Annotated in this window: 22 protein-coding genes; 10 read left to right on the top strand and 12 right to left on the bottom strand. The window is 68.3% G+C overall.

Annotated elements, in window-relative coordinates; all coding sequences use genetic code 11:
• Window positions 1–225: 225 nt before the first annotated feature.
• The 4 genes from A9Z05_RS15770 to A9Z05_RS15755 are packed head-to-tail and all read right to left on the bottom strand — an operon-like array spanning window position 226 to window position 3813.
• Window positions 226–819, bottom strand: a complete 594-nt coding sequence (locus tag A9Z05_RS15770; protein ID WP_069618907.1) for a peroxidase-related enzyme — start codon at window positions 817–819, stop codon at window positions 226–228.
• The gene (locus A9Z05_RS15765; RefSeq protein WP_069618906.1) at window positions 816–1346 is read right to left on the bottom strand and encodes a CMD domain-containing protein; all 531 of its coding nucleotides are present in this window, start codon (window positions 1344–1346) and stop codon (window positions 816–818) included. The genes A9Z05_RS15770 and A9Z05_RS15765 overlap by 4 nt, the downstream gene beginning before the upstream one ends.
• The gene (locus A9Z05_RS15760) at window positions 1343–2803 is read right to left on the bottom strand and encodes an NAD(P)-binding domain-containing protein (protein WP_069618905.1); all 1461 of its coding nucleotides are present in this window, start codon (window positions 2801–2803) and stop codon (window positions 1343–1345) included. Before A9Z05_RS15760 ends, A9Z05_RS15765 begins: the two co-directional genes overlap by 4 nt.
• Complete coding sequence (locus tag A9Z05_RS15755; RefSeq protein WP_069618904.1) at window positions 2800–3813, bottom strand: LysR family transcriptional regulator; 1014 nt, start codon at window positions 3811–3813, stop codon at window positions 2800–2802. Before A9Z05_RS15755 ends, A9Z05_RS15760 begins: the two co-directional genes overlap by 4 nt.
• 355 nt (window positions 3814–4168) lie before the next feature.
• Between A9Z05_RS15755 and A9Z05_RS15750 the strand changes: the two genes are divergently transcribed.
• From A9Z05_RS15750 to A9Z05_RS15730, 5 genes are all read left to right on the top strand, one after another.
• Entirely contained in the window at window positions 4169–5362 is a 1194-nt protein-coding gene (locus tag A9Z05_RS15750) for an ABC transporter substrate-binding protein (protein ID WP_069618903.1), read from the top strand.
• Window positions 5363–5401: 39 nt separating this feature from the next.
• Window positions 5402–7213 carry an ABC transporter permease gene (locus A9Z05_RS15745; protein WP_069618902.1) on the top strand — a complete coding sequence of 604 codons (1812 nt, stop codon included), beginning with the start codon at window positions 5402–5404 and terminating at the stop codon, window positions 7211–7213.
• Window positions 7214–7224: 11 nt separating this feature from the next.
• Window positions 7225–8082: an ABC transporter ATP-binding protein gene (locus A9Z05_RS15740; protein ID WP_069618901.1), complete on the top strand. Its 858-nt coding sequence runs from the start codon at window positions 7225–7227 to the stop codon at window positions 8080–8082.
• A complete protein-coding gene (locus A9Z05_RS15735; protein WP_069618900.1) occupies window positions 8079–8843 on the top strand; it encodes an ABC transporter ATP-binding protein in 765 nt (254 codons plus the stop codon). The genes A9Z05_RS15740 and A9Z05_RS15735 overlap by 4 nt, the downstream gene beginning before the upstream one ends.
• 87 nt (window positions 8844–8930) lie before the next feature.
• The gene (locus A9Z05_RS15730; RefSeq protein WP_069618899.1) at window positions 8931–9380 is read left to right on the top strand and encodes a hypothetical protein; all 450 of its coding nucleotides are present in this window, start codon (window positions 8931–8933) and stop codon (window positions 9378–9380) included.
• A 56-nt stretch (window positions 9381–9436) separates the two neighbouring features.
• Here the strand turns inward: A9Z05_RS15730 and A9Z05_RS15725 are convergent, their stop codons facing one another.
• Together A9Z05_RS15725 and A9Z05_RS15720 are read right to left on the bottom strand one after the other, a co-directional pair.
• Window positions 9437–10861 (bottom strand): sensor histidine kinase, encoded by a 1425-nt coding sequence (locus A9Z05_RS15725; protein WP_069618898.1) that lies wholly within the window; start codon window positions 10859–10861, stop codon window positions 9437–9439.
• Window positions 10848–11513, bottom strand: coding sequence for a response regulator transcription factor (locus tag A9Z05_RS15720; protein WP_027782307.1), 666 nt, complete (start codon window positions 11511–11513; stop codon window positions 10848–10850). Before A9Z05_RS15720 ends, A9Z05_RS15725 begins: the two co-directional genes overlap by 14 nt.
• 235 nt (window positions 11514–11748) lie before the next feature.
• Between A9Z05_RS15720 and A9Z05_RS15715 the strand changes: the two genes are divergently transcribed.
• From A9Z05_RS15715 to A9Z05_RS15705, 3 genes are all read left to right on the top strand, one after another.
• Window positions 11749–12774 carry an ABC transporter substrate-binding protein gene (locus A9Z05_RS15715; RefSeq protein ID WP_069619063.1) on the top strand — a complete coding sequence of 342 codons (1026 nt, stop codon included), beginning with the start codon at window positions 11749–11751 and terminating at the stop codon, window positions 12772–12774.
• 129 nt (window positions 12775–12903) lie between these two features.
• Window positions 12904–14214 carry an MFS transporter gene (locus A9Z05_RS15710; RefSeq protein ID WP_069618897.1) on the top strand — a complete coding sequence of 437 codons (1311 nt, stop codon included), beginning with the start codon at window positions 12904–12906 and terminating at the stop codon, window positions 14212–14214.
• A gap of 128 nt (window positions 14215–14342) precedes the next feature.
• Window positions 14343–14534: a hypothetical protein gene (locus A9Z05_RS15705; RefSeq protein WP_256122004.1), complete on the top strand. Its 192-nt coding sequence runs from the start codon at window positions 14343–14345 to the stop codon at window positions 14532–14534.
• A gap of 35 nt (window positions 14535–14569) precedes the next feature.
• Here A9Z05_RS15705 and A9Z05_RS15700 read toward each other — a convergent pair whose 3' ends face one another.
• Entirely contained in the window at window positions 14570–16369 is a 1800-nt protein-coding gene (locus A9Z05_RS15700; protein ID WP_069618895.1) for a sensor histidine kinase, read from the bottom strand.
• A complete protein-coding gene (locus tag A9Z05_RS15695; protein WP_069618894.1) occupies window positions 16366–17013 on the bottom strand; it encodes a response regulator transcription factor in 648 nt (215 codons plus the stop codon). Before A9Z05_RS15695 ends, A9Z05_RS15700 begins: the two co-directional genes overlap by 4 nt.
• 334 nt (window positions 17014–17347) lie before the next feature.
• On the opposite strand from A9Z05_RS15695, the gene A9Z05_RS15690 reads away from it, so the two are divergent.
• Complete coding sequence (locus A9Z05_RS15690; protein WP_069618893.1) at window positions 17348–17800, top strand: hypothetical protein; 453 nt, start codon at window positions 17348–17350, stop codon at window positions 17798–17800.
• A 108-nt stretch (window positions 17801–17908) separates the two neighbouring features.
• Window positions 17909–19927 (top strand): VTT domain-containing protein, encoded by a 2019-nt coding sequence (locus A9Z05_RS15685; protein WP_069618892.1) that lies wholly within the window; start codon window positions 17909–17911, stop codon window positions 19925–19927.
• Window positions 19928–19934: 7 nt separating this feature from the next.
• Here A9Z05_RS15685 and A9Z05_RS36210 read toward each other — a convergent pair whose 3' ends face one another.
• The 4 genes from A9Z05_RS36210 to A9Z05_RS34765 form a co-directional block, all read right to left on the bottom strand.
• Window positions 19935–20141 carry a hypothetical protein gene (locus A9Z05_RS36210; RefSeq protein WP_256122003.1) on the bottom strand — a complete coding sequence of 69 codons (207 nt, stop codon included), beginning with the start codon at window positions 20139–20141 and terminating at the stop codon, window positions 19935–19937.
• Window positions 20142–20174: 33 nt separating this feature from the next.
• On the bottom strand, window positions 20175–20645 hold the full coding sequence (locus tag A9Z05_RS15680; protein WP_084044277.1) for a hypothetical protein: 471 nt from the start codon (window positions 20643–20645) through the stop codon (window positions 20175–20177).
• A gap of 12 nt (window positions 20646–20657) precedes the next feature.
• Complete coding sequence (locus tag A9Z05_RS15675) at window positions 20658–21206, bottom strand: M35 family metallo-endopeptidase (protein ID WP_256122002.1); 549 nt, start codon at window positions 21204–21206, stop codon at window positions 20658–20660.
• Window positions 21207–21335: 129 nt separating this feature from the next.
• Window positions 21336–21863, bottom strand: a complete 528-nt coding sequence (locus tag A9Z05_RS34765; protein ID WP_084044276.1) for a PAAR domain-containing protein — start codon at window positions 21861–21863, stop codon at window positions 21336–21338.
• Window positions 21864–22239: the final 376 nt, after the last annotated feature.

Below are 22239 nucleotides of genomic sequence, written 5' to 3'. Positions count from 1 at the left end.
GATCGAAGCGTCCGGTTTCGGTCGCGGTCGCGCCGCTCATCGCACGACGTCGAAGCCGGTTTCATTCGGGCGTGCGACACCACGTCGCGACGCTTTTCCGCTGATCCGATTTCTGCGCCATCGCGCGCGGTTGCCGAACGGGGATCGCCAATACCGAGACGAGCATCTCGTTGTCGACGCACAAGGCGTGACGCGGGCAGGGCCGCGCCACGTTCCTGCGTGCGGTCAGGCGCTGGCCGCCGGCGCCGGAAACACCGGCTCGCCGAGCGTCAGCATCAGCCGGTTCGCCCACGCGAAGATCGCGATGGCGTGCGACAGGTCGAGGATTTCCTCGTGCGTGAGCCCTTCGGCTTCGAGCGCGGCGATGTCGCTTTCATCGATCGCGTCGGGGCGTTCGGTCAACGCGATCGCATAGCGGACGATCGCGCGTTCGCGCGCCGTCGTGCCGGCCGTCGCCGGATCGTCGAACACCTGCTCGATCGCATCGGTGCGTTTCGCGAGCTGCGTAAAGCGCTGCGCGTGCACCGACGCGCAGTACACGCAGCCGTTCACGCGCGACACCGCCGTGCTCGCCAGTTCGCGCTCGGCGCGCGACAGCCCGCCGGGGCCGTACATGATCGCGTTGAACACGCCCGAGCGCTGCAGCAGGATCTCGGGCAGATGGACGAGCAGCAGGTAATAGTCGGACGTCTTCGCCTGCGGGTGGCTCGCTTCGAGCACCGCGAGCTGATCGGGCGTCGCTGAGTCGAGCGCGACCGTGTCGAGCCACGCGCGCCAGCCGAGCGTGTCGAACGTGAAGCCGTGGGTGGCAGTCGTCATGCAGCCTCCTTGGCGGCACGTGCCTGAAGTGCGTGCGCGGCGGCGGCGACGCGCAACTGATACGCGACGAACGAGACGAGCTGCGACAGCGCGACGATCGCGGGCGTCGTGAGTCCGGCCGATTTCAATGCGTCGAGATCGGACGCGCGTGCGTCGACCGGGGCGTGCGTCAGGCGCTTCGCATGCAGCAGGATCGCGCCGAGGCGGCGAGGCAGCGCATCGAACGCGTCGGCATCGGCGCGTTCGATGTCGTCGAGCGTGCCGCCTGCGTCGAGCAGTCGCGTGCGATAGATGTCGGCCAGCGCGTGCGCATTCGACTGCCGTGCGACATACCGTGCCGCATGCAGCCGCTCGACCGGCGAAAGATCGGGCAGGGAGGGATCGAACAGCGCGGCTTCGCTCAGTTGCGTATGCAGCAGCACCTTGCCGCGTGCCCGGCGCAGCGTGGCGACGGCGTCGCCTTCCCTGAGGCCGGCCGCCGCATCGATCGTATCCGGCACGGCGGCCGGCGTGATGGAGTCAGTCATCGTTTCGGTTTTCCTTCGTCGTCAAAGTGACCGATGGCGCCGGCATCGCGCCATTCATCGCCTTGCAGTTCGGCATTCGCGTAGGCGACGAGCGCGTCGTAGTGGCGGTCGCGATCGGCGTCGAACAGCCGGCTCGCAATGCCGCGCGCGAGCCGCTGCGCGCCCGCGCTGATGGCCGGAATGTCGCCGGACAGCTTGCCGTGGCTCAGGCTCGCCGCATGATTGAAGCAATGGATGCGCGTGACGGCCGGGCACGCACCGCGCTCGCGCTCCTGAAACGCGAACGCGGGCCCGAGATCGGGCGACTCGGCGAGCTCGTCGAGCCCCAGCGCCGGGTCCGGTCGATAGCGATCCTTCCAGCGCCGCACGTGCGCGCCGAACGACGCGAATTCGTCGCGCGTCGTCCAGTCCGAATGAAAGCCCGTCGCGAAGATCAGGAAGTCGACCGTGTAGCGGCCGCGCGGCGTCGTCACGTCGAGGCCGTCCGCGTGGTCGGCGAGCGTCTCGATCGGGCTGCCCGCATGGAAATGCGCATGATCGTGACGCGAGACGCGCAGCACGCTGTCGCGCGGCGGCGGCGTCTGCGACGTCAGCGCGTAGTGCATGAAGCGCCACTTCGTCGCGTCGTCGAGATCGGCGTAGCCGTGCACGAGGCCCGGGCTGCCAATGCCGGTCAGCTTGTTGATGCGCGGAATATCCGCGCGGCGGAAGAACAGGTCGACGCGCGCGGCGCCCGCTTCGAGCGCGGTCCCCGCGTTGTCGAACGCGGACGCGCCCGCGCCGACCACGCCGACGCGCTTGCCCGCGAGCGCGGCGAAATCGATCGGCTCCGACGAATGGGCCCAGCGTGCGCGCGGCGCGCGTTGCGCGACGGGCGGCACGTACGGGCCGCCGAGGCCGTCGCGGCCGGTCGCGAGCACGACGTGCCGCGCGAGCAGCGTGTCTCCTTCGTCGTTTGCGCGGATATCGAGCGCGAGCAGGCCGTCCTCACGTGGACGCAGCGCGACGAGCGTCGTGTCGTTGCGCACCTGCAGGTCGAGCACGCGCCGATACCAGCGCAGGTAGTCCATCCATTGCGGGCGCGGGATCTTGTACAGCGCATCCCACGCGTCGCGGCCGTATTGCGCTTCGAACCACGCGCGGAACGTCAGCGCGGGCAGGCCGAGCGCGGGGCCCGCGAGCTGCTTCGGTGAACGCAGCGTCTCCATCCGCGCGAACGTGACCCACGGGCCTTCGTAGCCGGCCGGCGCGCGGTCGATCACGCACTGGTTGTCGATGCCGAGCAGGCGCAGTTCGGCGGATGCCGCGAGCCCGGCCATGCCGCCGCCGACGATCGCGACGTCGAGCACGCGCGCGCCGTCCACTTCACGTGGCGGCACCCACGACGGCGCGGGCAGGTCGAGCCAGCGCAGGTCCTGCGCGAGCCGTGCTTCGAGCGCGTCGAGCTGGGTCGTCATGCGACCTCCGGCCGTGTGCGGCGTGCACGGGTCGGTCGAGGCGGGCGCGCCGTGCGGGCGGTGCGCAGCCGGTCGCCGCGCAGCAGCGCATCGTGCGCGGCGGCGTCGTGAAAAATCACGTCGTGGAGCAGCGCGCGCGTCGTGCGGCGCAGCGCGTCGAGCAGTGCATCGACGGCCGCCGAGCGCGCCTTGCCGGCCGGCGTCGCGACGCCGAACGCGAACGGGATGTCGACGTCGAGCGGGCGTGCGACGACGCCGTCCACCGGCAGCGCGACGCCGGTAGCCGGATCGACGATGCCGATCCCGATGCCCGCGCGCGCGGCCATCACCGCATTCAGCGACGCATTGGTTTCGATAAACACGCGCGCCTCGACACGCGCGGCCGCGAATGCCGCGTCGATCCGCTGGCGCAGCCGGTGCCGGTTCGCGACCGTCACGATACGGCGCCGCGCGAGGTCGCGCAGCGCGATGTGCGATTTCGCGGCGAGCGGATCGCCGGCTGGCAGCACGGCGACGCACGGCGTCTGCGCGATCCAGTGCACGTCGAGCCCGGCATGCGCCATCGGCAGCGTGACGACGCCGACATCGGCCGTGCCGGCCAGCACCTCGTGCACGACATGCTCGGCCGATTCGCTGCGCAACTGGTAGTGCGGCGCATGCGCGTCGTCGGGCAGCGCGGCGAGCGCGGCCGGCACGAGCGTGGCCGCGAGCGACGGCGTGGCCGCGATGCGCACGGGTTCGGCGGTTTCGTCGCCGAGCGCGCGGGCCCGCGCCTCGATCGCGCGCAAGCCGACCAGCGAGCGTTCGACTTCCTCGTACAGCAGGAACGCGCGCCGCGTCGGCGTGACGCGCGGGCCGTGCCGGTCGAACAGCGCGTAGCCGAGATCAGCTTCGAGTTCCTGGATCTGCCGCGTGACGGCCGGCTGCGAGCGGCCGAGCAGTTCGCCCGCGCCGGTCACGCTGCCGGCCGACATGACCGCGGAAAAGGCTTCGAGTTGATGCAACTCCATGACGCGTTCCGATGATGCGATTTGCGCATTGTAGGGGCGTGAGCATGCACGATTCATATAATGATTTTTGCTATCGACAGCGGGAAAACTGCGAAGCAGGCGAGCGTCGCGGCGGCCGGCCATGCGCGCATGCGCGCCGGCTGCGCGGGGTGACGAGAACGAAACGCCAATCGAATCAACGCGATGCGATGCATGCCGGCATGTCGATCGAGGCAGCGGGCAGCCACGATCGATCATGAGCGTCATCCGCTTCGCGCCGCAGGCGATATCGATATGCGCAAAACTTCGTTGGATCGTCCCGAACCCGATGGTTACATGCCCTCACTCTTTTCGATTGACGGAAGCTGGGGGACGCATGAACGTTTCGGGGAACGACGCACGCGGCGCATGGCGGCGCGTGCTGGGCACGGTGGCGGCGCTCGCTGCCGCATGGGGCTTGTCGACGGGCGGCGCGCTCGCGGCCGGCGTGTCGGGCGAGCCGGTGGTGATCGGCGTGAGCGGGCCGCTCACGGGCCAGGACGCGCAATACGGCGAGCAGTGGAAGCGCGGCTTTGATCTCGCGCTCGACGAGATCAACGGCAGCGGCGGCATTCACGGCCGGCCGCTCGCGATCGACTTCCAGGACAGCCGCAGCGACCCGCGCCAGGCGGTGGCGATCGCGCAGAAGTTCGTCGCCGATCCGCGCATCGCGATCGAGCTCGGCGACTTCTCGAGCGCGACGTCGATGGCCGCGTCGCCGATCTACCAGCGCGGGCAACTGATCCAGTTCGGCTTCACGAATTCGCATCCGGATTTCACGAAGGGCGGCGACTATCTGTGGAGCACCGCGCTGAGCCAGGCGGAGGAACAGCCGCTGCTCGCGCGCTATGCGGTGAAGGAACTCGGCTTCAAGCGGATCGCGGTGCTGTACCTGAACACGGACTGGGGCCGCACCAGCAAGGACATCTTCGCGAAGGCGGTGACGGGGCTCGGCGCGCAGGTCGTCGCGGCCGAGGGCTACCAGCCGGCGGAGAAGGATTTCCGCTCGACGCTCGTGCGGATCGGCGAATCGAAGCCCGATTCGATCGTGCTGATCTCGTACTACGCGGACGGTGCGCAGATCGTGCGCCAGGCGCGCACGTCCGGCGTCGCGCTGCCGATCGCGGCGGTGGGCTCCGTGTATTCGCCGAAGTTCCTCGAACTGGGCGGTACGGCCGTCGAAGGCGTCTATACGGAATCGAACTTCTTCCCGGCCGAACCGCGCCCCGAGGTGCAGGCGTTCGTGCAGCGATATCGCGCGAAATTCCACGCCGATCCCGATTCATTCGTCGCGCGCGCGTACGACGCGCTGATCCTGTCGGCTGAAGTGCTGCGCCGCTACGGCACGACGCGCCAGGCCGCGCACGACGGCTTCGCGAAGATCAGCGACGTGCCGAGCGTGATCTTCGGCAAGGTGCGCTTCGATCCGCAGACGCGCCGCGTCGCGGGCGCGCGCACCGTGTATCTGGTCGTGAAGCACGGGCAGTGGGCGCTGTGGGACGGCGCGAAGCCGCAGCTCGCGGCGCGCTGACCCCGACATGAACCGCCTGCACCTGACGGACGCATCGTGATGGCTTCCTGGCTCGACTACACGCTCAACGGCCTCATCGTCGGCAACATCTACGCGCTGCTCGCGGTCGGGCTCGCGCTGATCTTCGGCGTGTCGCACCTGATCAACTTCGCGCACGGCTCGGTGTACATGGTCGGCGCGTTCATCGGCTGGCTGTGCCTGACGCGCTTCGGGCTGCCGCTGCCGATGGCGCTCGCGGCGGTCGTGGTCGGGTGCGGCGCACTCGGCATCGCGATCGAACGGATCGGGCTGCGGCCGCTGCGCCATGCCGCGCGCATCGCGCCGCTGCTCGCGACGATCGGCATCAGCTTCATCCTCGATCAGCTCGCGCAGCTCGCGTTCGGCGCGGACCCGCGCGCGGTGCCGACGCCGCTGCCCGACTGGCACGTGCGAATCGCCGGCGCGACGCTCGGCTCGCTCGACCTGCTGATCGCGGGCATCGGCATCGCGGCGGCCGCGCTGCTGTACGGCTTCCTGCGCTTCACGCGGCTCGGCTGGGCCGTGCGCGCGACCGCGCAGGATCGCGATGCCGCGTTGCAGATGGGTGTCGACGTCGATCGCGTGAACCAGACCGTGTTCGCGATCGCGTGCGCGCTCGGCGGCGTGAGCGGGCTGCTGGTCGGCATGTACTACAACAGCATCGATCCGGCGATGGGCTTCCAGGCGACGCTGAAGGGCGTGGTCGCGCTGCTGATCGGCGGGCTCGGCAACGTGCCGGGCGCGATCGCCGGCAGCCTGCTGCTCGGTCTCGTCGAAAGCTACGGCGTCGCGCTGTTCGGCACCAGCTATCGCGACCTGTTCGCGTTCGGGCTGCTGATCGTATTCCTCGTGTGGCGGCCGAACGGCTTGTTCAGCGCGAACCGCGCGCTGCCGCCCGAGCCGATGACGGGCACCTTCCTCGCCGCCGCGAAAGCCGTGCGCGTGCCGCGCCCGGCGCTCGTCGCGCTGATCGCGGCGGCGGCCGTGCTGCCGTGGTTCGGCGCATCGCCTTACGTGCTGCAGACGCTGACCAATGCGTGGCTGTACGGGCTGCTCGCATTGAGCCTCACGCTCGTTGCCGGCACGGTCGGGCAGATCTCGCTTGGTCATGCGGCGCTGCTCGTGATTGGCGCGTATGCGTCGGCGCTGCTGTCGTCGGATCTCGGCTGGTCGCCGGCCGTGACGATTCCGTGCGCGGGCGCGATCACCGCCGTGCTCGGCACGCTGCTCGTCTATCCGGCGTTCCGGCTGCGCGGACACTACGTGTCGATCGCGACGCTCGGCATCGGCGAAGTGGTGAGCCTCGTGATCCTGAACTGGGACGGCCTGACGCGCGGCCCGCTCGGCATCACCGGCATCGCGCCGCTGCCGTGGGCGACGACCGCGCGCGCCGCGTACTGGTTCACGTTCGCGGTGCTCGTCGTGTTCGCGCTCGTGCAGGTGAGGCTGCTGCGTTCGCATCTGGGCCGCACGCTGCGCGCGGTGCGCGAGGACGACGTCGCCGCGCGGGCGCACGGCATCGCGCCGAACCGCTACAAGGCGATCGCGTTCGCGGTCGGCGGCGTCGCGGCGGGCGTGAGCGGCGGGATCGCCGCGCATCTGTACAGCTACATCAATCACCAGACCTTCGATTCGCAGGTGTCGATCCTCGCGCTGACGATGGCGATCCTCGGCGGGCTCGGCAACGTGCTCGGCGGCATCGTCGGCGCGATCGCGCTGATCGGGCTGCCCGAGCTGTTCCGCTGGGCGGCCGACTACCGGATGCTGATCTACGGCCTCGTGCTGCTGCTGCTCGTCCGGTTCCGGCCGCAGGGCCTGCTCGGCACGGTGTGAGGAGGAATGCGATGACGACCACTCGACCCCTGCTCGACGTGCGGGGTTTGACGCGCCGCTTCGACGGCGTGACCGCGCTCGACGGCGCGAACCTGACGCTGGCGGACGGCGAACTGCTGAGCGTGATCGGCCCGAACGGCGCGGGCAAGTCGACGCTGTTCAACCTGATCGCGGGCGCCGACCGGCCCGACGCCGGCCGCGTGACGTTCGACGGCCGCGACATCACGGGCACCGCGCCCGAGCGGCTCGCGGCGCTTGGCATCGCGCGCACGTTTCAGCACGGCCGCGTGTTCGGCAACCTGAGCGTGCTCGACAACGTGCTGATCGGCGCGCACGCGCGGCTGCGTGCGGCGCGGCCCGGCTGGCCGGCGCTCGGCGCGGCCGCCGAAGTGCTGCGCGCGCTGGTGCGGCCCGCGTCGGTGCGGCGCGAGGAAGCGGCATTGCGTGAAGAGGCGCGCGCAATCGTCGCCGGGTTCGGCGAACGGCTCACGCCGCGCATCGATCATCCGGCGCACAGCTTGTCGTATGCGAACCGGCGGCGCGTGGAGATCGGCCGCGCGCTCGCGCTGCATCCGCGCCTGCTGCTGCTCGACGAGCCGACGGCCGGGATGAACGAGACGGAGACGGCCGAGATGCTGCAGCTGATCCAGTCGCTGAAAGCGCGCGGGCTGACGATCCTGCTGATCGAGCACAAGCTCGAACTCGTGATGCGCGTGTCGGACCGCGTGATGGTGCTCGACAACGGCGTGAAGATCGCCGAAGGCGCGCCGCGCGACGTGCGGCACGATCCGCGCGTGATCGAAGCCTATCTCGGCCGCCGCCACGCGGGCGGCACACCGGCCGAGCGCACCGCGCAGGCGGCCGCATGACCGTGCAATCTTCCGTGCCTGATACGACCATGACCGACGCGCTGCTGAAACTCGAACATCTCGACACGTTCTACGGACCGGTGCAGGTGCATTTCGACGTGAATTTCGAAGTCGGCCGCGGGCAGATCGTCAGCCTGCTCGGCGGCAACGCGAGCGGCAAGTCGACGACGATGAAGCTGATCCTCGGGCTGATGCATCCGCGTCGCGGCGTCGTGCGTTTCGACGGCGACGACGTGACCGCGCTCGCGACGCCGCAGCGCGTGCGGCGCGGGATCGCGGCGGTGCCGGAAGCGCGGCGGCTGTTCGGCGACATGAGCGTGCGCGAGAACCTGCTGATGGGCGCATACACGCGTGGCGATCGTGCGGCGGTGGCCGACGACTACGAGCGTGTGCTCGATCTGTTTCCGCGTGTACGTGAACGATTGACGCAACGCGCGGGCACGCTGTCGGGCGGCGAGCAGCAGATGCTCGCGATGGCGCGCGCGTTGATGGCGCGGCCGAAACTGATCTGCATGGACGAGCCGACGATGGGGCTGTCGCCGCTCTACGTCGACAAGGTGCTGGAGCTGATCGACGCGATCAACAAGCAAGGCGTGACGGTGTTCATGGTCGAGCAGAACGCGAGCCTCGCGCTGGAGATCGCGCACTACGGGTATGTGCTGCAGACGGGGCGCGTCGTGCTGGAAGGGCCCGCGAAAACGCTGCTCGACGACGAACGCGTGCGCGATGCGTATCTCGGTGGGGAGGCGGTGGCGACGTAGGCGGCGCAAGCAGGTGCTGCCAACCGTCGTCAAATGTGGAGTAGATTGGCGTTCTGTCGCGATCGACACCACGGAGAGCACCGCGCCATGTTGACCTATTCCATCCAGAAAGTCGGCTACGATTTCAATCAGCTCGATCAGCAGGGCGCGACCGACTACGCGTCGTTCGTTCATGCGATCGATGCGTTCCCTTGGGCGGCCCAGCACGTCGAATGGAACGAGACGCAGGACGGCCCGCTCCCGGCGCTCGTGCTGCAGCATGCCGACGATCAGCGCGAGCTGTGGGTGACTGCGTTGACGGATGCGCATTCGAACGGCTTCCAGCTGAATGCGGTGTCCATGCGGATGAAGAAAGGGCTCTTCGGCATCGGCAAGGGCAAGCTGGAGCAGCACGTCGACACGATCGACGTGAGAACGCGCGTCGACGTCGATGCGTTGTGCCGGTTGTTCTGCGACCGCCAGTATGACGAGCTGGATCAACGGGTTGCGCGACACGCGCAACGCCACGCCGACGACGATCGGAACAGCGACGACTGAACGCGCGCCACCCGGTGGCGTTCGATCGGGCGTGCCTGCGCTGGATCCGCGGTTGCCTAAGCGTCGCTTGCGGCGGGCGTCGTCGCCGCGCGCGGAAACGTCAGCACCACCGCGAACCCGCCCGCATCGGGAAACGCGAACCCGACGCGCCCGCCGTGCGCCTTCATCACTTCCTGCACGATCGCGAGCCCGAGCCCGGACCCCGTACGTCGCTCGCTGCCGTCCGGCGCGATCCGCACGAACGGCTGCAACGCCGCGTCCCAATGCTCGCGCGGTATCCCGCGCCCGTTGTCGGTGACGGTCAGCGTCACCGCTTGATCCGCGTTGCCCATGGTCGCAACCGACACGACGATGTCGTCCGCATGGCCGTGCAGCAGCGCGTTGTGCAGCACGTTCGACAGCGCTTCCTGCAGACTGATCGCATCGCCGTCGATCCATGCGTGCGGCGCGTCGCTCGCGAACGCGACGGCCACGTCGCGCTCGCCGGCGAGCGGAATCGTGCGGCCCAGGACCTCTTTCGCGAGCGCGACGAGTTCGACCGGTTGCAGCGGCACGGCCTCGGTGCGATGAATCACCATCGCATGATTGAGCAACTGGCCGGTGAGCCGGCCGACGTCCGACGACGTCGCGCGTAGCGCATCGAGCCGCGCCGCGTGACGCGCGGGATCGGATTCGCCGTCGAGCAGCTCGATCTGCGCGTCGAGCCGAGCGAGCGGCGTGCGCATCTGGTGCGCGGCGTCGGCGATGAAGCGCTGCATCGCGTTGATCCGCTCGGCGAGGCGGTGCATCAGGCCATTGATCGAGCCGATGATCGCGTCGATTTCGCTCGGCGTATCGACGGCCACCGGCCGCAGGTCGGCCGGGTCGCGCGCGGCGATGATCGTGCCGATCTGCGCGAGCGGGCGCAGCCCGCGCCGGATCGCGAGGCCGCTCGCGCCGATCGCGAGCACGCTCATCAACAGGATCAGCGTCCACACCTTGATGCTCATGTCGTTTGTCAGCTGCTGACGCGCGTTGGTTGTCTGCGCAACCGTCACGCGCGCCCAGCCCGGCGTGCTTTCCTCGGGCATGTAGCGCGCGATCGTCGCGGTGCGCACCCGGTGCCCCTGGTAGACGGCATTCGCGAACGCGGGCCCCTGTTTCGCGGCGGCGAGCGTCGCGGGGCTCGCGAGATCGTGATAGCCGGCCACGACCACGCCGCGCGAATCGACCACCTTGTAGTAGACGAGGTCGTAGCGCGACAGCGTCGACAACGCGGCCACCGGCGGATTCAGCGCGAGCACGCCGCCTTGCACGTACAGGTTTTCCGCGACCTGGATCGACGCGCCGGCGAGCAGCTGATCGTATGCGCGTTCGGCCGCGACGCCTGCGTAGTAGCGCGCGATCGCGGCCAGCGCGAGCGCGCCGGTCGCGACGACGAGCGCGATGAACAGCAGCGTGCGCCCGAACAGCGTCTTCGGGAACCAGTCAATGCGCGGCAATCTGATACCCCATCCCGCGCGCGGTGCGGATCTCGACCGAGCTGCCCTGCAGCTTCCGGCGCACGCGCGTCACGTATTGCTCGACCGCGTTCGCGGTCGGCTCGTTGCCGAAGCTGAACAATTGATTCAGCAGTTCTTCCTTCGAGAAGATGCGCTGCGGACGGCTCGCGAGGATTTCGAGCAGCGCGAATTCCTGGCGCGACAGCGACAGCGGCTGCCCGTCGAGTTCCGCGAGGCGGCTGCTGCGGTCGATCACGAGGCCGCCGAGCGTCAGCACGTCGTTCGCGTGGCCGCTGTTGCGGCGCAGGAGCGCCTGCACGCGTGCGTCGAGTTCGCGGTAGTCGAACGGCTTCACGAGGTAGTCGTCGGCGCCGAGGCCGAGGCCGCTCACGCGGTCGTCGATCGCCGAGCGCGCGGTGACGAGCAGCACGGGTGTCGTGCTGCCGGACGCGCGCAGGTTGCGCAGTACCGTGAAGCCGTCCATGCCGGGCAGGTTCGCATCGAGCACGACGAGATCGAAGCGCTCGACGCGCAGCAGCCCGTTCGCGGTCGCGCCGTCGGTTTCGAGATCGACGGCGTGGCCGAGCCGCGCCAGGCGGCTGCGGATCGCCGCGCCGATTTCGGCATCGTCCTCCACGACGAGAATGCGCATGGTGCCGTTCGCAGGTAGGTGAGTTAGGGGTTTTCCCGGGGCCGGGATGTCAGCATTTTCTCAGACTCGGCCGATAACCTGTGTCGAGCCGGAAGCGGGATGCAAGGACGGCATTAATACCAGAAATATTCATGGAGACGGCAACATGCAGCATGTCACGGGCACGACGAACGCGCCGCGGCGCCACGCCGGCTTGCGCGTGGCCGCCGGCCGTCCGCCGCACGGCGGCGCGTGCATGACCACGCTGCCGCGCCGCCGCGCGTTGATCGCAGCCGGTCTCGGCATGCTGGGCGTGCTCGGGGCGCCGGCGCTCGTGCGCGCGAAGCCGCGCACGGTGCGGATCTCGAAAGGCTATGGCGTGCTGTACCTGCCCCTGCTCGTGATGGAGAAGCAGCGGCTGTTCGAGCGGCATGCGGCGCGCCGCGGCGTGCGCGACGTCGCGGTCGAATGGGTGCTGCTCGACGGCGGCAATTCCGTCAACGACGCGATGATGGCCGGCACGCTCGATTTCGCGGCCGCCGGCGCGCCGGGTTTCATCGAGCTGTGGGCGCGGGCGCGCGGCATTCCGAACGTCGAGGTGATCGGCATCAGCGGGCTGTCGACCACGTCGCTGTCGCTGAACGCGAATCGCGCGGGCCTCGTGTCGCTGCGCGACTTCACGCCGTCCGACCGGATCGCGGTGCCGGGCATCCGCACGTCGCTGTCGGCGGTCGTGCTGCAGATGGTCGCAAGCCGGCAGCTCGGCCCGACGCACTTCGCGCAGCTCGATTCGATCACAGTGAACCTGCCGCATCCGCAGGCGATGCAGGCGCTGATCCGGCGCGAGAGCGGTGTGACCGCGCACTTCACGTCGCCGCCGTTCTCGACGCTCGAATTGCGGCAGCCGGGCATCCATCGCGTGGTGAATTCGGTCGACGTGCTCGGCCCGCTGACGCTCGACGTGGTGTTCGCACCGAAGCGGCTCGTCGATGCGGAGCCGGTGCTCGCAGCCGCGTTTCTCGGCGCGCTCGACGAAGCGAATCGCCTGATCGCGCAGGACCCGCGCGCGGCGGCCGCGCTCTATGCGGCGTCGTCGGGCGTCGGCGTGTCGCACGACGACGTGATGCGGATGCTCGCCGCGCCCGACACGCGTTTCTCGGTGCGGCCGAACCAACTGATGGACTACGTCGAATTCCTGTCCCTCGCCGGCACGATCAAGGCGAAGCCGCGCACGTGGCATGAGATGTTCGCGCCGATGCTCGACGACTACCGGTCGGGTTGAGCCGCCCGGTCGCGATCCGATGCCATTCATCGAACCACCTGACGCCTGCGCGTTCGTCAAGCGCGGCGCCGATTCAACCGATTCAACCGATTCAACCGATACGCAACCGAATCACCCAAGGAGCCTGAAGTGAACGCTACCGACACCCTGGACCCTGCGTCCGCCGAAGAACAGCGCATCATGTCGAAGATGGCGCGGCGCCTGCTGCCCATTCTCGTCGTGATGTTCCTGATCGCGTTCATCGACCGGCAGAACGTCGGTTTCGCGAAACTGCAGATGGTCCACAGCCTCGGGATGACGGAAGCTGCGTTCGGGCTCGCGTCGTCGCTGTTCTTCATCGGCTACCTGCTGTTCGAGGTGCCGAGCACGCTCGCGCTGCATCGTTACGGCGCCCGCGTGTGGCTCGCGCGGATCATGCTGACGTGGGGGCTCATCACGGTGCTGATGGGCTTCACGACGTCGATGCCCGCGTTCTGCTCGCTGCGCTTCCTGCTCGGCATCGCCGAGGCCGGCTTCTATCCGGGCGTGATCTATTACCTGACGCTGTGGTTTCCGCAGAGCTACCGCGCGAAGGTGCTCGGCATCTTCACGCTCGGCAGCGCGCTCGCGAACATGCTCGGCTCGCTGGTCGGCGGCCTGCTGCTGAGCCTGAACGGCGTGTGGGGGCTCGCGGGCTGGCAGTGGGTGTTCGTCGCGACGGGCATTCCGGCCGTGGTCGTCGCGATCGTCGTGTTTCGCGTGCTGCCTGCATCGTTCCGCGAAGCGCCGTTCCTCGACGAGCGCGAGAAGCAGATCGTCGCGGCCGCGCTGGAGCGCGAGAAGCCGGCGCAGGCCGAGCACGGTCAGCCTTGGAAGGCGCTGCTCGATCCGCGCGTGATGCTGTTCGCGGCCACCTACATGCTGATGTCGACGTCGCTGTACGGCGTCACGTACTGGCTGCCGACGCTCGTGAAATCGTTCGGCGTGTCGAGCACGACGAACGGCTTCCTGAGCATGCTGCCGTGGGCGCTTGCGGTGGTGCTGCTGGTATGGCTGCCGGCGAAGCTGCGCCGCGCGAAGAGCATCCTGCGTACGATCGCGATCGTCGCGGCGCTCGGCGCGCTCGGCTTCCTGCTGAGCCTCGTGCTGCCGTCGACGCCGCTGCGCTTCATCGCGCTCGTGCTGGGCGGCGCGTGCATCCCGCTGCTGTATCCGTGCTTCTGGTCGATGCCGCCGCGCTATTTCACCGGTGCGCGGGCGGCTGCGAGCGTCGCGGCGATCAACTCGATCGGCAACCTCGGCGGCTTCTTCAGCCAGAACCTGATGCCGTTCGCGGGCAAGGTGACGGGCACCGCGTTCGGGCCGATGATCGTGCCGATCGTGTGCCTCGCGCTGCTCGGCGTCGGCGCGCTGGTCGCGTGGACGCGCTCGGAGCGGGGAATGGTCGCGGCGCGGGCGTGATGGCGTGCGGCGCTATCGCAGCGTCGGCCGGTTTCGGATGATCCTGAAACCGGGCGCCGCGTGCGGGTTCGACGGCAAGTAATCGAGCGCGCTACCATGCGGTGTACATGCGACGAATGGAGCCGGCAATGAAGAAAGTGACGACGAGGAACATGTCCTGCGATGGCGTTGCGCACCCCGCGCAGCGCGAGTTTGTCGCACGCGGGTTGGCATCGCGTGACGAGGCACGGCAGACCGGCGAATACATCGATGCGGCAATCGTCCGCGCGGAACTCGGGCGCATGCTCAAAGCGGCGCGTTCGACGAAGGCGGTCGACTAAGTCGTCGTCGTGCGGCGGCTTCCGCCGCCCTCCATCTAGCCCCGCGAACTCCCGTGCCCGCCATGCGCGAGCGCCACGGGCACCGGCGCCCGCGGAATCTCGACCTCGACCGTCGTGCCTTCGCCGAGCGTCGTCGCGATCCGCAGCGTGCCGCCGACCAGATACGCGCGCTCGCGCAACCCCACCAACCCGAACGAAGCCGACTTGCGCGGCACCGCGGGATCGAAGCCCGCGCCGTCGTCGCGTATCGTCAGCGCGATCGCTTCGCTGCCGTACACGAGCTCGACGTCCGCGTGCGACGCGGCCGCGTGCCGGGCGACATTCGCGAGCGCTTCCTGCGCGATGCGGAACACGGCGGTCGCATACGGCTCGTCGAGTTGCAGCTCGGGCGGCTCGACGTGCAGCGAACAGTCAATCCCGTGACGGTGCCGGAAATCCTCCACGAGCCATTGCATCGCCGCCGCGAAGCCGAGATCGTCGAGCATCAGCGGGCGCAGGTCCGACGCGATGCGGCGCGTCGCGGCCACCGCGCCGCGCGCGAGCCCATGCATCGCCGCGATCTTGCGTGCGAGCGACGCGTCGTCCTGCGGCACGCGATCGATCAGCCATTCGAGATCGTTCTTCAGCGCCGCGAGCGACTGCGCCAGTTCGTCGTGCAGCTCGCGCGCGATGCGGCGCTGCTCGGCTTCGCGCGCGCTGGCGCTGATCGCGGCGATCTCGCGCAGCTCCTCGCGCGACGCCTGCAACGCCCGCTCCGCGCGCACGCGCTCCTCGACTTCGCGCCGCAGGTCGCGGTTCGACGCGCTCAACTGCGCGGTGCGCGCGGCGACGCGCTGTTCGAGCCGTTCGTTCGCATCGTTCAACTGCGCGCTTTTCTGCACGACGAGCAGATGCTGGAAGCGTGCGCCGGCCAGCGCCCGCACCGTCTGCGCGTGCAGCCGGCCGTTCTCGAACAGCATCGCGAACAGCACGACGCCCGACGCGACGAGGCCGTACGCGCGCCCTGCGTAGAAGCCGAGATCGAAGCGCCCGTGGTTCAGCATCGACGACAGCGCAATGTCGAACAGCCACGCGACGAGCACCGTCATCACCCACAGGTCGAGCACGGAATGGCGGCGCCGCTGCCGCCACATCAGCATCAGCGCGACCAGGTTCAGCCCCCAGACGACCGTGATCGCCTTCGTCATCGTCGCGGTCATCCGGTTGCCGCTCATGATGCGCGGCAGCAGGTCGTGGCCGGCGGTCGCGAACAGCGCGAGCGCGGCCGTCGCGCCGATCGCGGCGGCGATGCAGAGGCCGACGGGAATCGCCGCGCGGCGCGGCGGGGCCGGGGCCGGAGCCGGACGCCCGCGCGACGTCGCGCGCAGCAGCGCGTACGCGGCGACCGACAGCGGAAAGCCGCCATGCCAGAACAGGTACAGCCATGCGGTGGTCTGTTCGCCGGCGCCGAGCAGGCCGGTCGGCGCGAACAGGCCGGGGAAGGTCAGCATGTGCGTGCCTGCCATGAACGCCGTGAACAGATAGCCGCCCGCCAGCACGAGCAGCGGTTTCTCGCGCAGGATCGCGTACTGACCGAGCAGCAGGCCGGCCGTCACCATGTCGTTGACGACGATCGCCGACTGGTACACGGGAATGAATGCCCAGCCCGGCGCGAGCGGCATCGCCGCGAACGGCGCGAGCGCGGCGAAGATCACGGCCGATACGAGTACCGTCGCGAGCGCGAGCCGCCGTTCGCGCCGCCCCGGCGGCAGCGACGACATGAACAGGCGCGACGTATCCGGATCGTCGTTATCCGACGGCGGCGGCGCGGGCGGGAAGCGGAAGGCGGCCATCATGCGTCGTCGGCCCCGAGGTCGAGATCGTGGCGCACCGTGTAGCGGACCAGTGCGGCTTCGTGCGGCAGCCCCATCTTCTCGAGGATTCGCGTCTTGTACGTGCTGACCGTCTTCGCGCTCAACGCGAGTTCGGACGCGATCCGCGTGACGGTCTGACCGGCGACGATGCGGCGCATTACGTCGAACTCGCGCGCGGACAGTCGCTCGTGCGGCAGGGCGTGAGCCGGCGCGCGCAGCGTGTGCGCGAGGCTCTCCGCCGCGGACGGGCTCACGTAGACGCCGCCCGCCGCCACCTTGCCGACGGCCTCGACGAGCTCGGCGGTCGCACTGTCCTTCGTCAGGTAGCCGGTGGCGCCGGCCTTGAACGCGCGCGCCGCGTACTGCGCTTCCGCGTGCATCGTCAACACCAGCGTGCGCAGCGACGGCGCCTGGCGCTTGACCAGCCGGATCAGCTCGATGCCGGTCGGCGCGGGCATCGACAGGTCGAGCAGCAGCACGTCGGCGGCCGCGCGCTCGGCCAGCGCGAGCGTGCCCGCGCCGTCGCTCGCCTCGCCGACGATCTCGAAGCCGCCGGCCATCTCCAGAATGTGACGCAGTCCGTCCCGCATGACTGCGTGATCGTCAGCCAGAATTACCCTGATCATCTTCCAGCGGTCCTCTTCGGGATGACACCGCGCGTTGCCGTCGTTGCTGTCCGGTTGTCGCCGCGGCCGTTCTTCTGACCAATATATTCCGCCGAACCCGAAAACGGTACTCGTTCGCGAAATTTTCAGGAGCGTCGATCACGGAATGCATACTGCAACGAAATAATTCATTGGAAAGCGCATCATGCGCAGCCCGCGCGAATCAGGGTATTCCCGGATGATCGTTGCACCCGACGCGGGCCGGCGCGGCATCGGCGGGCCCGCTCCGCGAACCGTTCCGATTCGGGACTAAACTGGTGCCCGATGCCATTCGCGCGAACCGAGGAGCCCTGCAATGATCGACCTGGCCGATATCCTGCCGTCCGCCCTGCCTGCCGCGGTCGCCTGGGCCGAAGCGGAGGCGGCGCGCGGGCTCGCGCTAGGCGCGCCGCTGACGCCCGGGCAAGCCGACGATGCGCGCACGGTGGGCGTCGCGCAGCCGGACCGGATTCGCGTGATGGCGGTCGAGCGCATGCCGTTTCCCGACACGCCGACGCTTGCCGCGATCGCCCGCGACACGGGGCTGCTGTCACCCGCGACGATCGGTCTCACGCTCGGTCATGCGGTGTACGTGCTGCGCGGGCAGGACACGCGCCGGCTGCTGACCCACGAGTTCCGTCATGTGCATCAATACGAGGCCGCCGGCTCGATCGGCGCGTTTCTTGCGCGCTACCTGCACGAGATCGCGACGGTCGGCTACCACGACGCGCCGCTCGAGGCCGACGCGCGGCAACACGAGTTCGATTGACACTGGCCTGCGACGCCGGCGCGAGCGTGCGCATGCCGCGATGAACGTATCCAAGGCCGCTGCCGGCCCGATGTTCGTGCACCGGGCCGCACCTTTCGGGAGTGTGCGATGAGCGACACGATCCACGCGTGGATCGGCGCGATCGGCGCGCATCCGCTGCTCGTGCTGGCGATCGTGTTCGTGGCCGCGTGCGCCGAGGCGATCGCGCTGATCGGCACGGTCGTGCCGGCCGGCGCCGTGATGTTCGCGGCCGGCGCGCTGATCGGCGCGGGCGCGCTCGACGCATGGGCGACGATCGGCGTCGCGGCCGTCGGCGCGGTGATCGGCGATGGGATCAGCTACGAACTCGGACGACGTTACCGCGGGATGATCCGTAGTGCGTGGGCGCGCTTCGGCTCTGCGAACGCGTACGCACGCGGCGAGGAATTCGTGCTGCGTCACGGCATGAAGAGCATCGTGCTCGCGCGCTTTCTCGCGCCGGTGCGTGCGGTGGTGCCGGTCGTCGTTGGCTGCGCGACGCTGCCGCGCCGGTCGTTCTATCCGGTCAACGTGATCTCGGCGCTCGTGTGGGCGCCCGTGCACGTCGCGCCTGGCATCCTGTTCGGCGCGTCGGCCGCGCTGGCCGCGGCGATCAGCGTGCGGGTCGCCGCGATCCTGCTGGTCGTGGCCGCGCTGGTCGCGCTCGTGTGGATCGGCGTGCGCGTCGCGCTGCGGCGCGGCTGGCCGTTGTTGTGTCGTGGGCTCGCCGAAGCCGTGCAAGCGTGCGTGCACCGCTGGCCGCGGTTCGGCGCGCGGCTGCACGACGGGATCGTGTACCTGCGCGGGTTGCCGGGCGCGGTGCCCGTGCTCGCGCTGTTGTTCATCGGCTGCGTGTGGCTGTTCGCGGGGATCGTGCAGGACGTCGTCGCGAACGATCCGCTGATGCATGCGGACATCGCGCTGTACGCGTTCCTGCAGCGCCTGCGCACGCCACCCGCCGACGCCGCGATGAGCGCGTTCGCCGTGCTGCACGGACACGACACGGGGCTGATCGTCGCGGCCGCGTTTCTCGTCTGGTTGATGATCCATCGCTGCTGGCTGACGGCCGCATGGTGGCTCGCGACGATCGGCGTCGCCGTCGTGCTCGTGCCGGTGTTCGGTGCGGGCGCGCCCGGCGCGACGCCCGCGAGCCTGCCGCCCGGCGCGCTGCACGTGCCGCTGCCGGACGGCGACGCCGCCTTCGCGATCCTCGCGAGCAGCGGCCTTGGCTGGGTGCTGGCGCGCGACCGGCCCGCGCCGTGGCGCATTCCGGTCGTGACGGCGGTCGTGCTGTGGATCGTGCTCGGCGGCTTCGCGCGGCTGTACGTCGGCGATACCTGGTTGTCGGGGTTGCTGGGCGGGTGGAGCCTCGGTCTCGCATGGTTCGCGTTGCTCGCCGGCGCCTATGCATACTGGCGTGTGCGCGAGCATGTGCAGCCGCGCGGCGCGCTCGTCGCGGTCGTCGTCGTGCTCGCGACGGCCGGCGTATGGACGGTGCCCGCGCAGTGGCAGCTCGATCGCGCGGCGCGTCCGCATGTCGGCGATGTGGTCGCGATGACCGTCGACCAGTGGCTGCGCGGCGGGTGGCAGCGCGTGCCGGCGCGGCGCACCGAGATCGGCGGCGACCGCGAGGAATATCTGCCGCTGCAATGGAGCGCGACGTCGGACACGCTCGACCGCCATCTCGCGCAGGCCGGCTGGCAGCGCGCGACGCCGTGGTCGCCGGCCACCGCGCTGCGCTGGCTGCTGCCGCAGGCGCCCGCCGATACGCTGCCCGTGCTGCCGCGCTATACGCATGGCGAGAGCACGCGGCGCGTGTTCGTCCGCGTCGATCCGGCCCACCCGGAAAGCCGCTTCGTGCTGCGGCTGTGGCGTTATCCGTACGTGTTGCAGGATGCGCTCGGCATGCGGCCGCTGTGGTATGGCGCGCTGTATCGCGAAACGCTGCGCCGGCCGGCGCGGCTGATGACGATCGTGCACACGACGACGATCGATGATGCGGCGGCGATCGCGCACGCGTTGGCGGTCGAGCCGGCGATCGCGCATCCGCCGGCGGGGATGACGGCCGCGCCGGATGAGATGCTGCTGGTGTGGATGGTTCAGCCGTGAGGGGCGTTCAGGTTTGCGGGCGAGCAGCGGGAAGACGGGAAAGATTGCCTGCTTCGATGACCGCTTGCAGTGCGAGGAGGGCCGCGGCGTGATTGTCGGGATCGCCGAGCGATTCAGCCGCGACGTTCAAATAGGCGGCTGAAAGCTCTGGGTCGGTGCGTAGTTCGACGACTTCCGCGTCGTGATGCGATACAGCGCCGTTGGATGGGTTCATGGTCGCTTCGTTGATGTATGGGTTGGGACAGGGCTAGCGAATGGGCTGGGATGTCGGCGTCACGCGCGGATCGGCGCACAAGCGCTCGCACCCTCCGTCGCATATCGGGACCAGCGTCACGGCAATCTGATTGAGCGAAAGGCGTCCGTCGTTGTCGACGTCCGGGTGCTTGATGGTCCTTGTATCTACCCAGATGTTCTGTTCACCGATGCCCAGCTGAATAAGGTAGGTCTTCAGTGCAGCGGCTCGCCGGTGAGCGAGGGCGGCCGGATCCCGTTCCCGGATGTAACCTCCTGCGTAGACGATTCCACGAATACCGACGTTCGGCCAGTTGCGGGCCTCCAGAACCATTTCAGCGATCCGTATCCGTGCCTTGTTGGGGATGTCGGTGGAATTCAGCGGCAACGTATCCGCCATGTCCGTCGAAATCGTGCATGCGTATGCGAGCGGTGTTGCGACGAATATCGAAAGCGCGGACAGGTGCGCAAAGAGAATGGGGCGCATCACGCGAGTTCCTTATCCGTCGAAGCCGACGTAGCACGCAAGACTGTCCGCGTTGCGAATTGCTTTGTCGGGATTGGATTGTGCCCAGAAGGTCAAACCGATTGACACGCCATACATTTCGTCGGTGGAGTCGAACACATCCGCGAAGTGCGTGCATTCGTGAATGAGTGTGAGTAGTTGGCATCCTCGCCAGCGTTGCGCTGGCGGCGATGTGCAAAAACGCGAATAGATCGCGATGATACGCTTCTCGGAATCGGGCTTGCATACTGCGGCATCCGTGTGGCCGTTGTCCGGGAAGACGGTGCACGTGATGTTTCGTTGTTTCTGCTGATCCCACCTGATGACGTTCTCCGGTTTGAGCGATTGCATGACGTCCAACAGCTTCGGCATTCCGAGCCGCAGGGTATCGCGTGCGATGTCGTCGCTTCGGCCGAACCACTTCCGTGCGCGCGACTGCTCGGCGTCGTCCCATCGCGCCAGCCCGGCAACGCGATCCCGAATCAAAGGAATGGCCATGTCGCGAAGTCGGACGATCGATGACCGGAATGTTTTGTTCGACATGTTTTGGCATATCGGTGTCAGATCCAGTTCGATATCCCGGATCGAGTCCGCTGTCGTATTCGTGGCAACGGTGCCGACGGATTCCCATCCGTCGTCGTGCAGCGGATCCGTATTTCTATTGCACATTGGTTAGGTTCCCCGATATATCTCGATGTCGATTACGTCGTGACCGGATGTCTCGACCCGGCATGTCAGACCTTTTTCGTCGGTCCGTCCCTCGACGAGCCGACCTGAAGAATCCGTGATTCGATAACGGATGTCGGCGAGCGGCCATCCGGAAAATCGATCGATCAACCGGATCTGCTCGTCGTGAACTGCCGGTGCGGGCGCTGCGGGGCACCGGTGGAAGGAACTCGATTCCGCGAGCGGCGCGTTTCCCGACGACTTTAGAAATATCCCGGGGTTGCGGCCTACAATGACGCGATTTTTCATGCATGGGCAGGTTACCCGGTCACCGTCGACCACGACGTTTCGGCCGGTTTCTGACATGCCCTGTCCGGATCCGATAATTTCGAAGGTACCCTCGCAATTTCCGCATGTCGCTTTATCGCCGCTCAATGCGACACGTTTTCCTTTGTCGTAAATCGTCGAAGAAATTGCGATGACGAAGCCGCGTGTTGTCGTCGGATCGTTATCCCGGACAGCCGCCTTTCTCATTGGAGTTCCCCGCTTTGCTAGTGTTTGTTGTCGCATGTTCGACGCCGCCCCACGGTTGCCGAGAATTGACGGCAGCAAGCGCCGACCGACGTCGAACCAGGCAGATGGGAGAACCACTTCTACTTGGCCATTCCGCAGTTTTCTCCATCAATTTGGGGTGCTGATGATAAGGCAGGAAGGTAGCGAAATGCCGTATTATTGAGATGGAATGGCGGTAGATTGTTGCAGATTGTCAGAGTGGTCGGGGAGGCATGAATGGCGTGCGGTGGCGTGGACTCAGTCGGTTCAGATTGAGACGAAGTAGCGCTCGCGAATCGGCCAATGCAGACGTGTCTGCGTGGCCCGACCTACCCCTACGCAAACCGAGCGTGCGCAA

It is taken from the genome of Burkholderia sp. A2 (assembly GCF_001729305.1).
Taxonomy (GTDB): Bacteria; Pseudomonadota; Gammaproteobacteria; order Burkholderiales; family Burkholderiaceae; genus Burkholderia; species Burkholderia sola.
This window is presented reverse-complemented; position numbering and strand designations above follow the sequence as displayed.

Coding starts and splice junctions, on each gene's coding strand:
- A9Z05_RS15755 (WP_069618904.1), bottom strand. CDS start 3,813: ATGGAGTTGCATCAACTCGAAGCCTTTTCCGCGGTCATGTCGGCCGGC.
- A9Z05_RS15685 (WP_069618892.1), top strand. CDS start 17,909: ATGAGCGACACGATCCACGCGTGGATCGGCGCGATCGGCGCGCATCCG.
- A9Z05_RS15765 (WP_069618906.1), bottom strand. CDS start 1,346: ATGACTGACTCCATCACGCCGGCCGCCGTGCCGGATACGATCGATGCG.
- A9Z05_RS15745 (WP_069618902.1), top strand. CDS start 5,402: ATGGCTTCCTGGCTCGACTACACGCTCAACGGCCTCATCGTCGGCAAC.
- A9Z05_RS15675 (WP_256122002.1), bottom strand. CDS start 21,206: ATGTCGAACAAAACATTCCGGTCATCGATCGTCCGACTTCGCGACATG.
- A9Z05_RS36210 (WP_256122003.1), bottom strand. CDS start 20,141: ATGAACCCATCCAACGGCGCTGTATCGCATCACGACGCGGAAGTCGTC.
- A9Z05_RS15700 (WP_069618895.1), bottom strand. CDS start 16,369: ATGATGGCCGCCTTCCGCTTCCCGCCCGCGCCGCCGCCGTCGGATAAC.
- A9Z05_RS15770 (WP_069618907.1), bottom strand. CDS start 819: ATGACGACTGCCACCCACGGCTTCACGTTCGACACGCTCGGCTGGCGC.
- A9Z05_RS15705 (WP_256122004.1), top strand. CDS start 14,343: ATGAAGAAAGTGACGACGAGGAACATGTCCTGCGATGGCGTTGCGCAC.
- A9Z05_RS15750 (WP_069618903.1), top strand. CDS start 4,169: ATGAACGTTTCGGGGAACGACGCACGCGGCGCATGGCGGCGCGTGCTG.
- A9Z05_RS15735 (WP_069618900.1), top strand. CDS start 8,079: ATGACCGTGCAATCTTCCGTGCCTGATACGACCATGACCGACGCGCTG.
- A9Z05_RS34765 (WP_084044276.1), bottom strand. CDS start 21,863: ATGAGAAAGGCGGCTGTCCGGGATAACGATCCGACGACAACACGCGGC.
- A9Z05_RS15720 (WP_027782307.1), bottom strand. CDS start 11,513: ATGCGCATTCTCGTCGTGGAGGACGATGCCGAAATCGGCGCGGCGATC.
- A9Z05_RS15690 (WP_069618893.1), top strand. CDS start 17,348: ATGATCGACCTGGCCGATATCCTGCCGTCCGCCCTGCCTGCCGCGGTC.
- A9Z05_RS15740 (WP_069618901.1), top strand. CDS start 7,225: ATGACGACCACTCGACCCCTGCTCGACGTGCGGGGTTTGACGCGCCGC.
- A9Z05_RS15715 (WP_069619063.1), top strand. CDS start 11,749: ATGACCACGCTGCCGCGCCGCCGCGCGTTGATCGCAGCCGGTCTCGGC.
- A9Z05_RS15695 (WP_069618894.1), bottom strand. CDS start 17,013: ATGATCAGGGTAATTCTGGCTGACGATCACGCAGTCATGCGGGACGGA.
- A9Z05_RS15760 (WP_069618905.1), bottom strand. CDS start 2,803: ATGACGACCCAGCTCGACGCGCTCGAAGCACGGCTCGCGCAGGACCTG.
- A9Z05_RS15730 (WP_069618899.1), top strand. CDS start 8,931: ATGTTGACCTATTCCATCCAGAAAGTCGGCTACGATTTCAATCAGCTC.
- A9Z05_RS15680 (WP_084044277.1), bottom strand. CDS start 20,645: ATGCGCCCCATTCTCTTTGCGCACCTGTCCGCGCTTTCGATATTCGTC.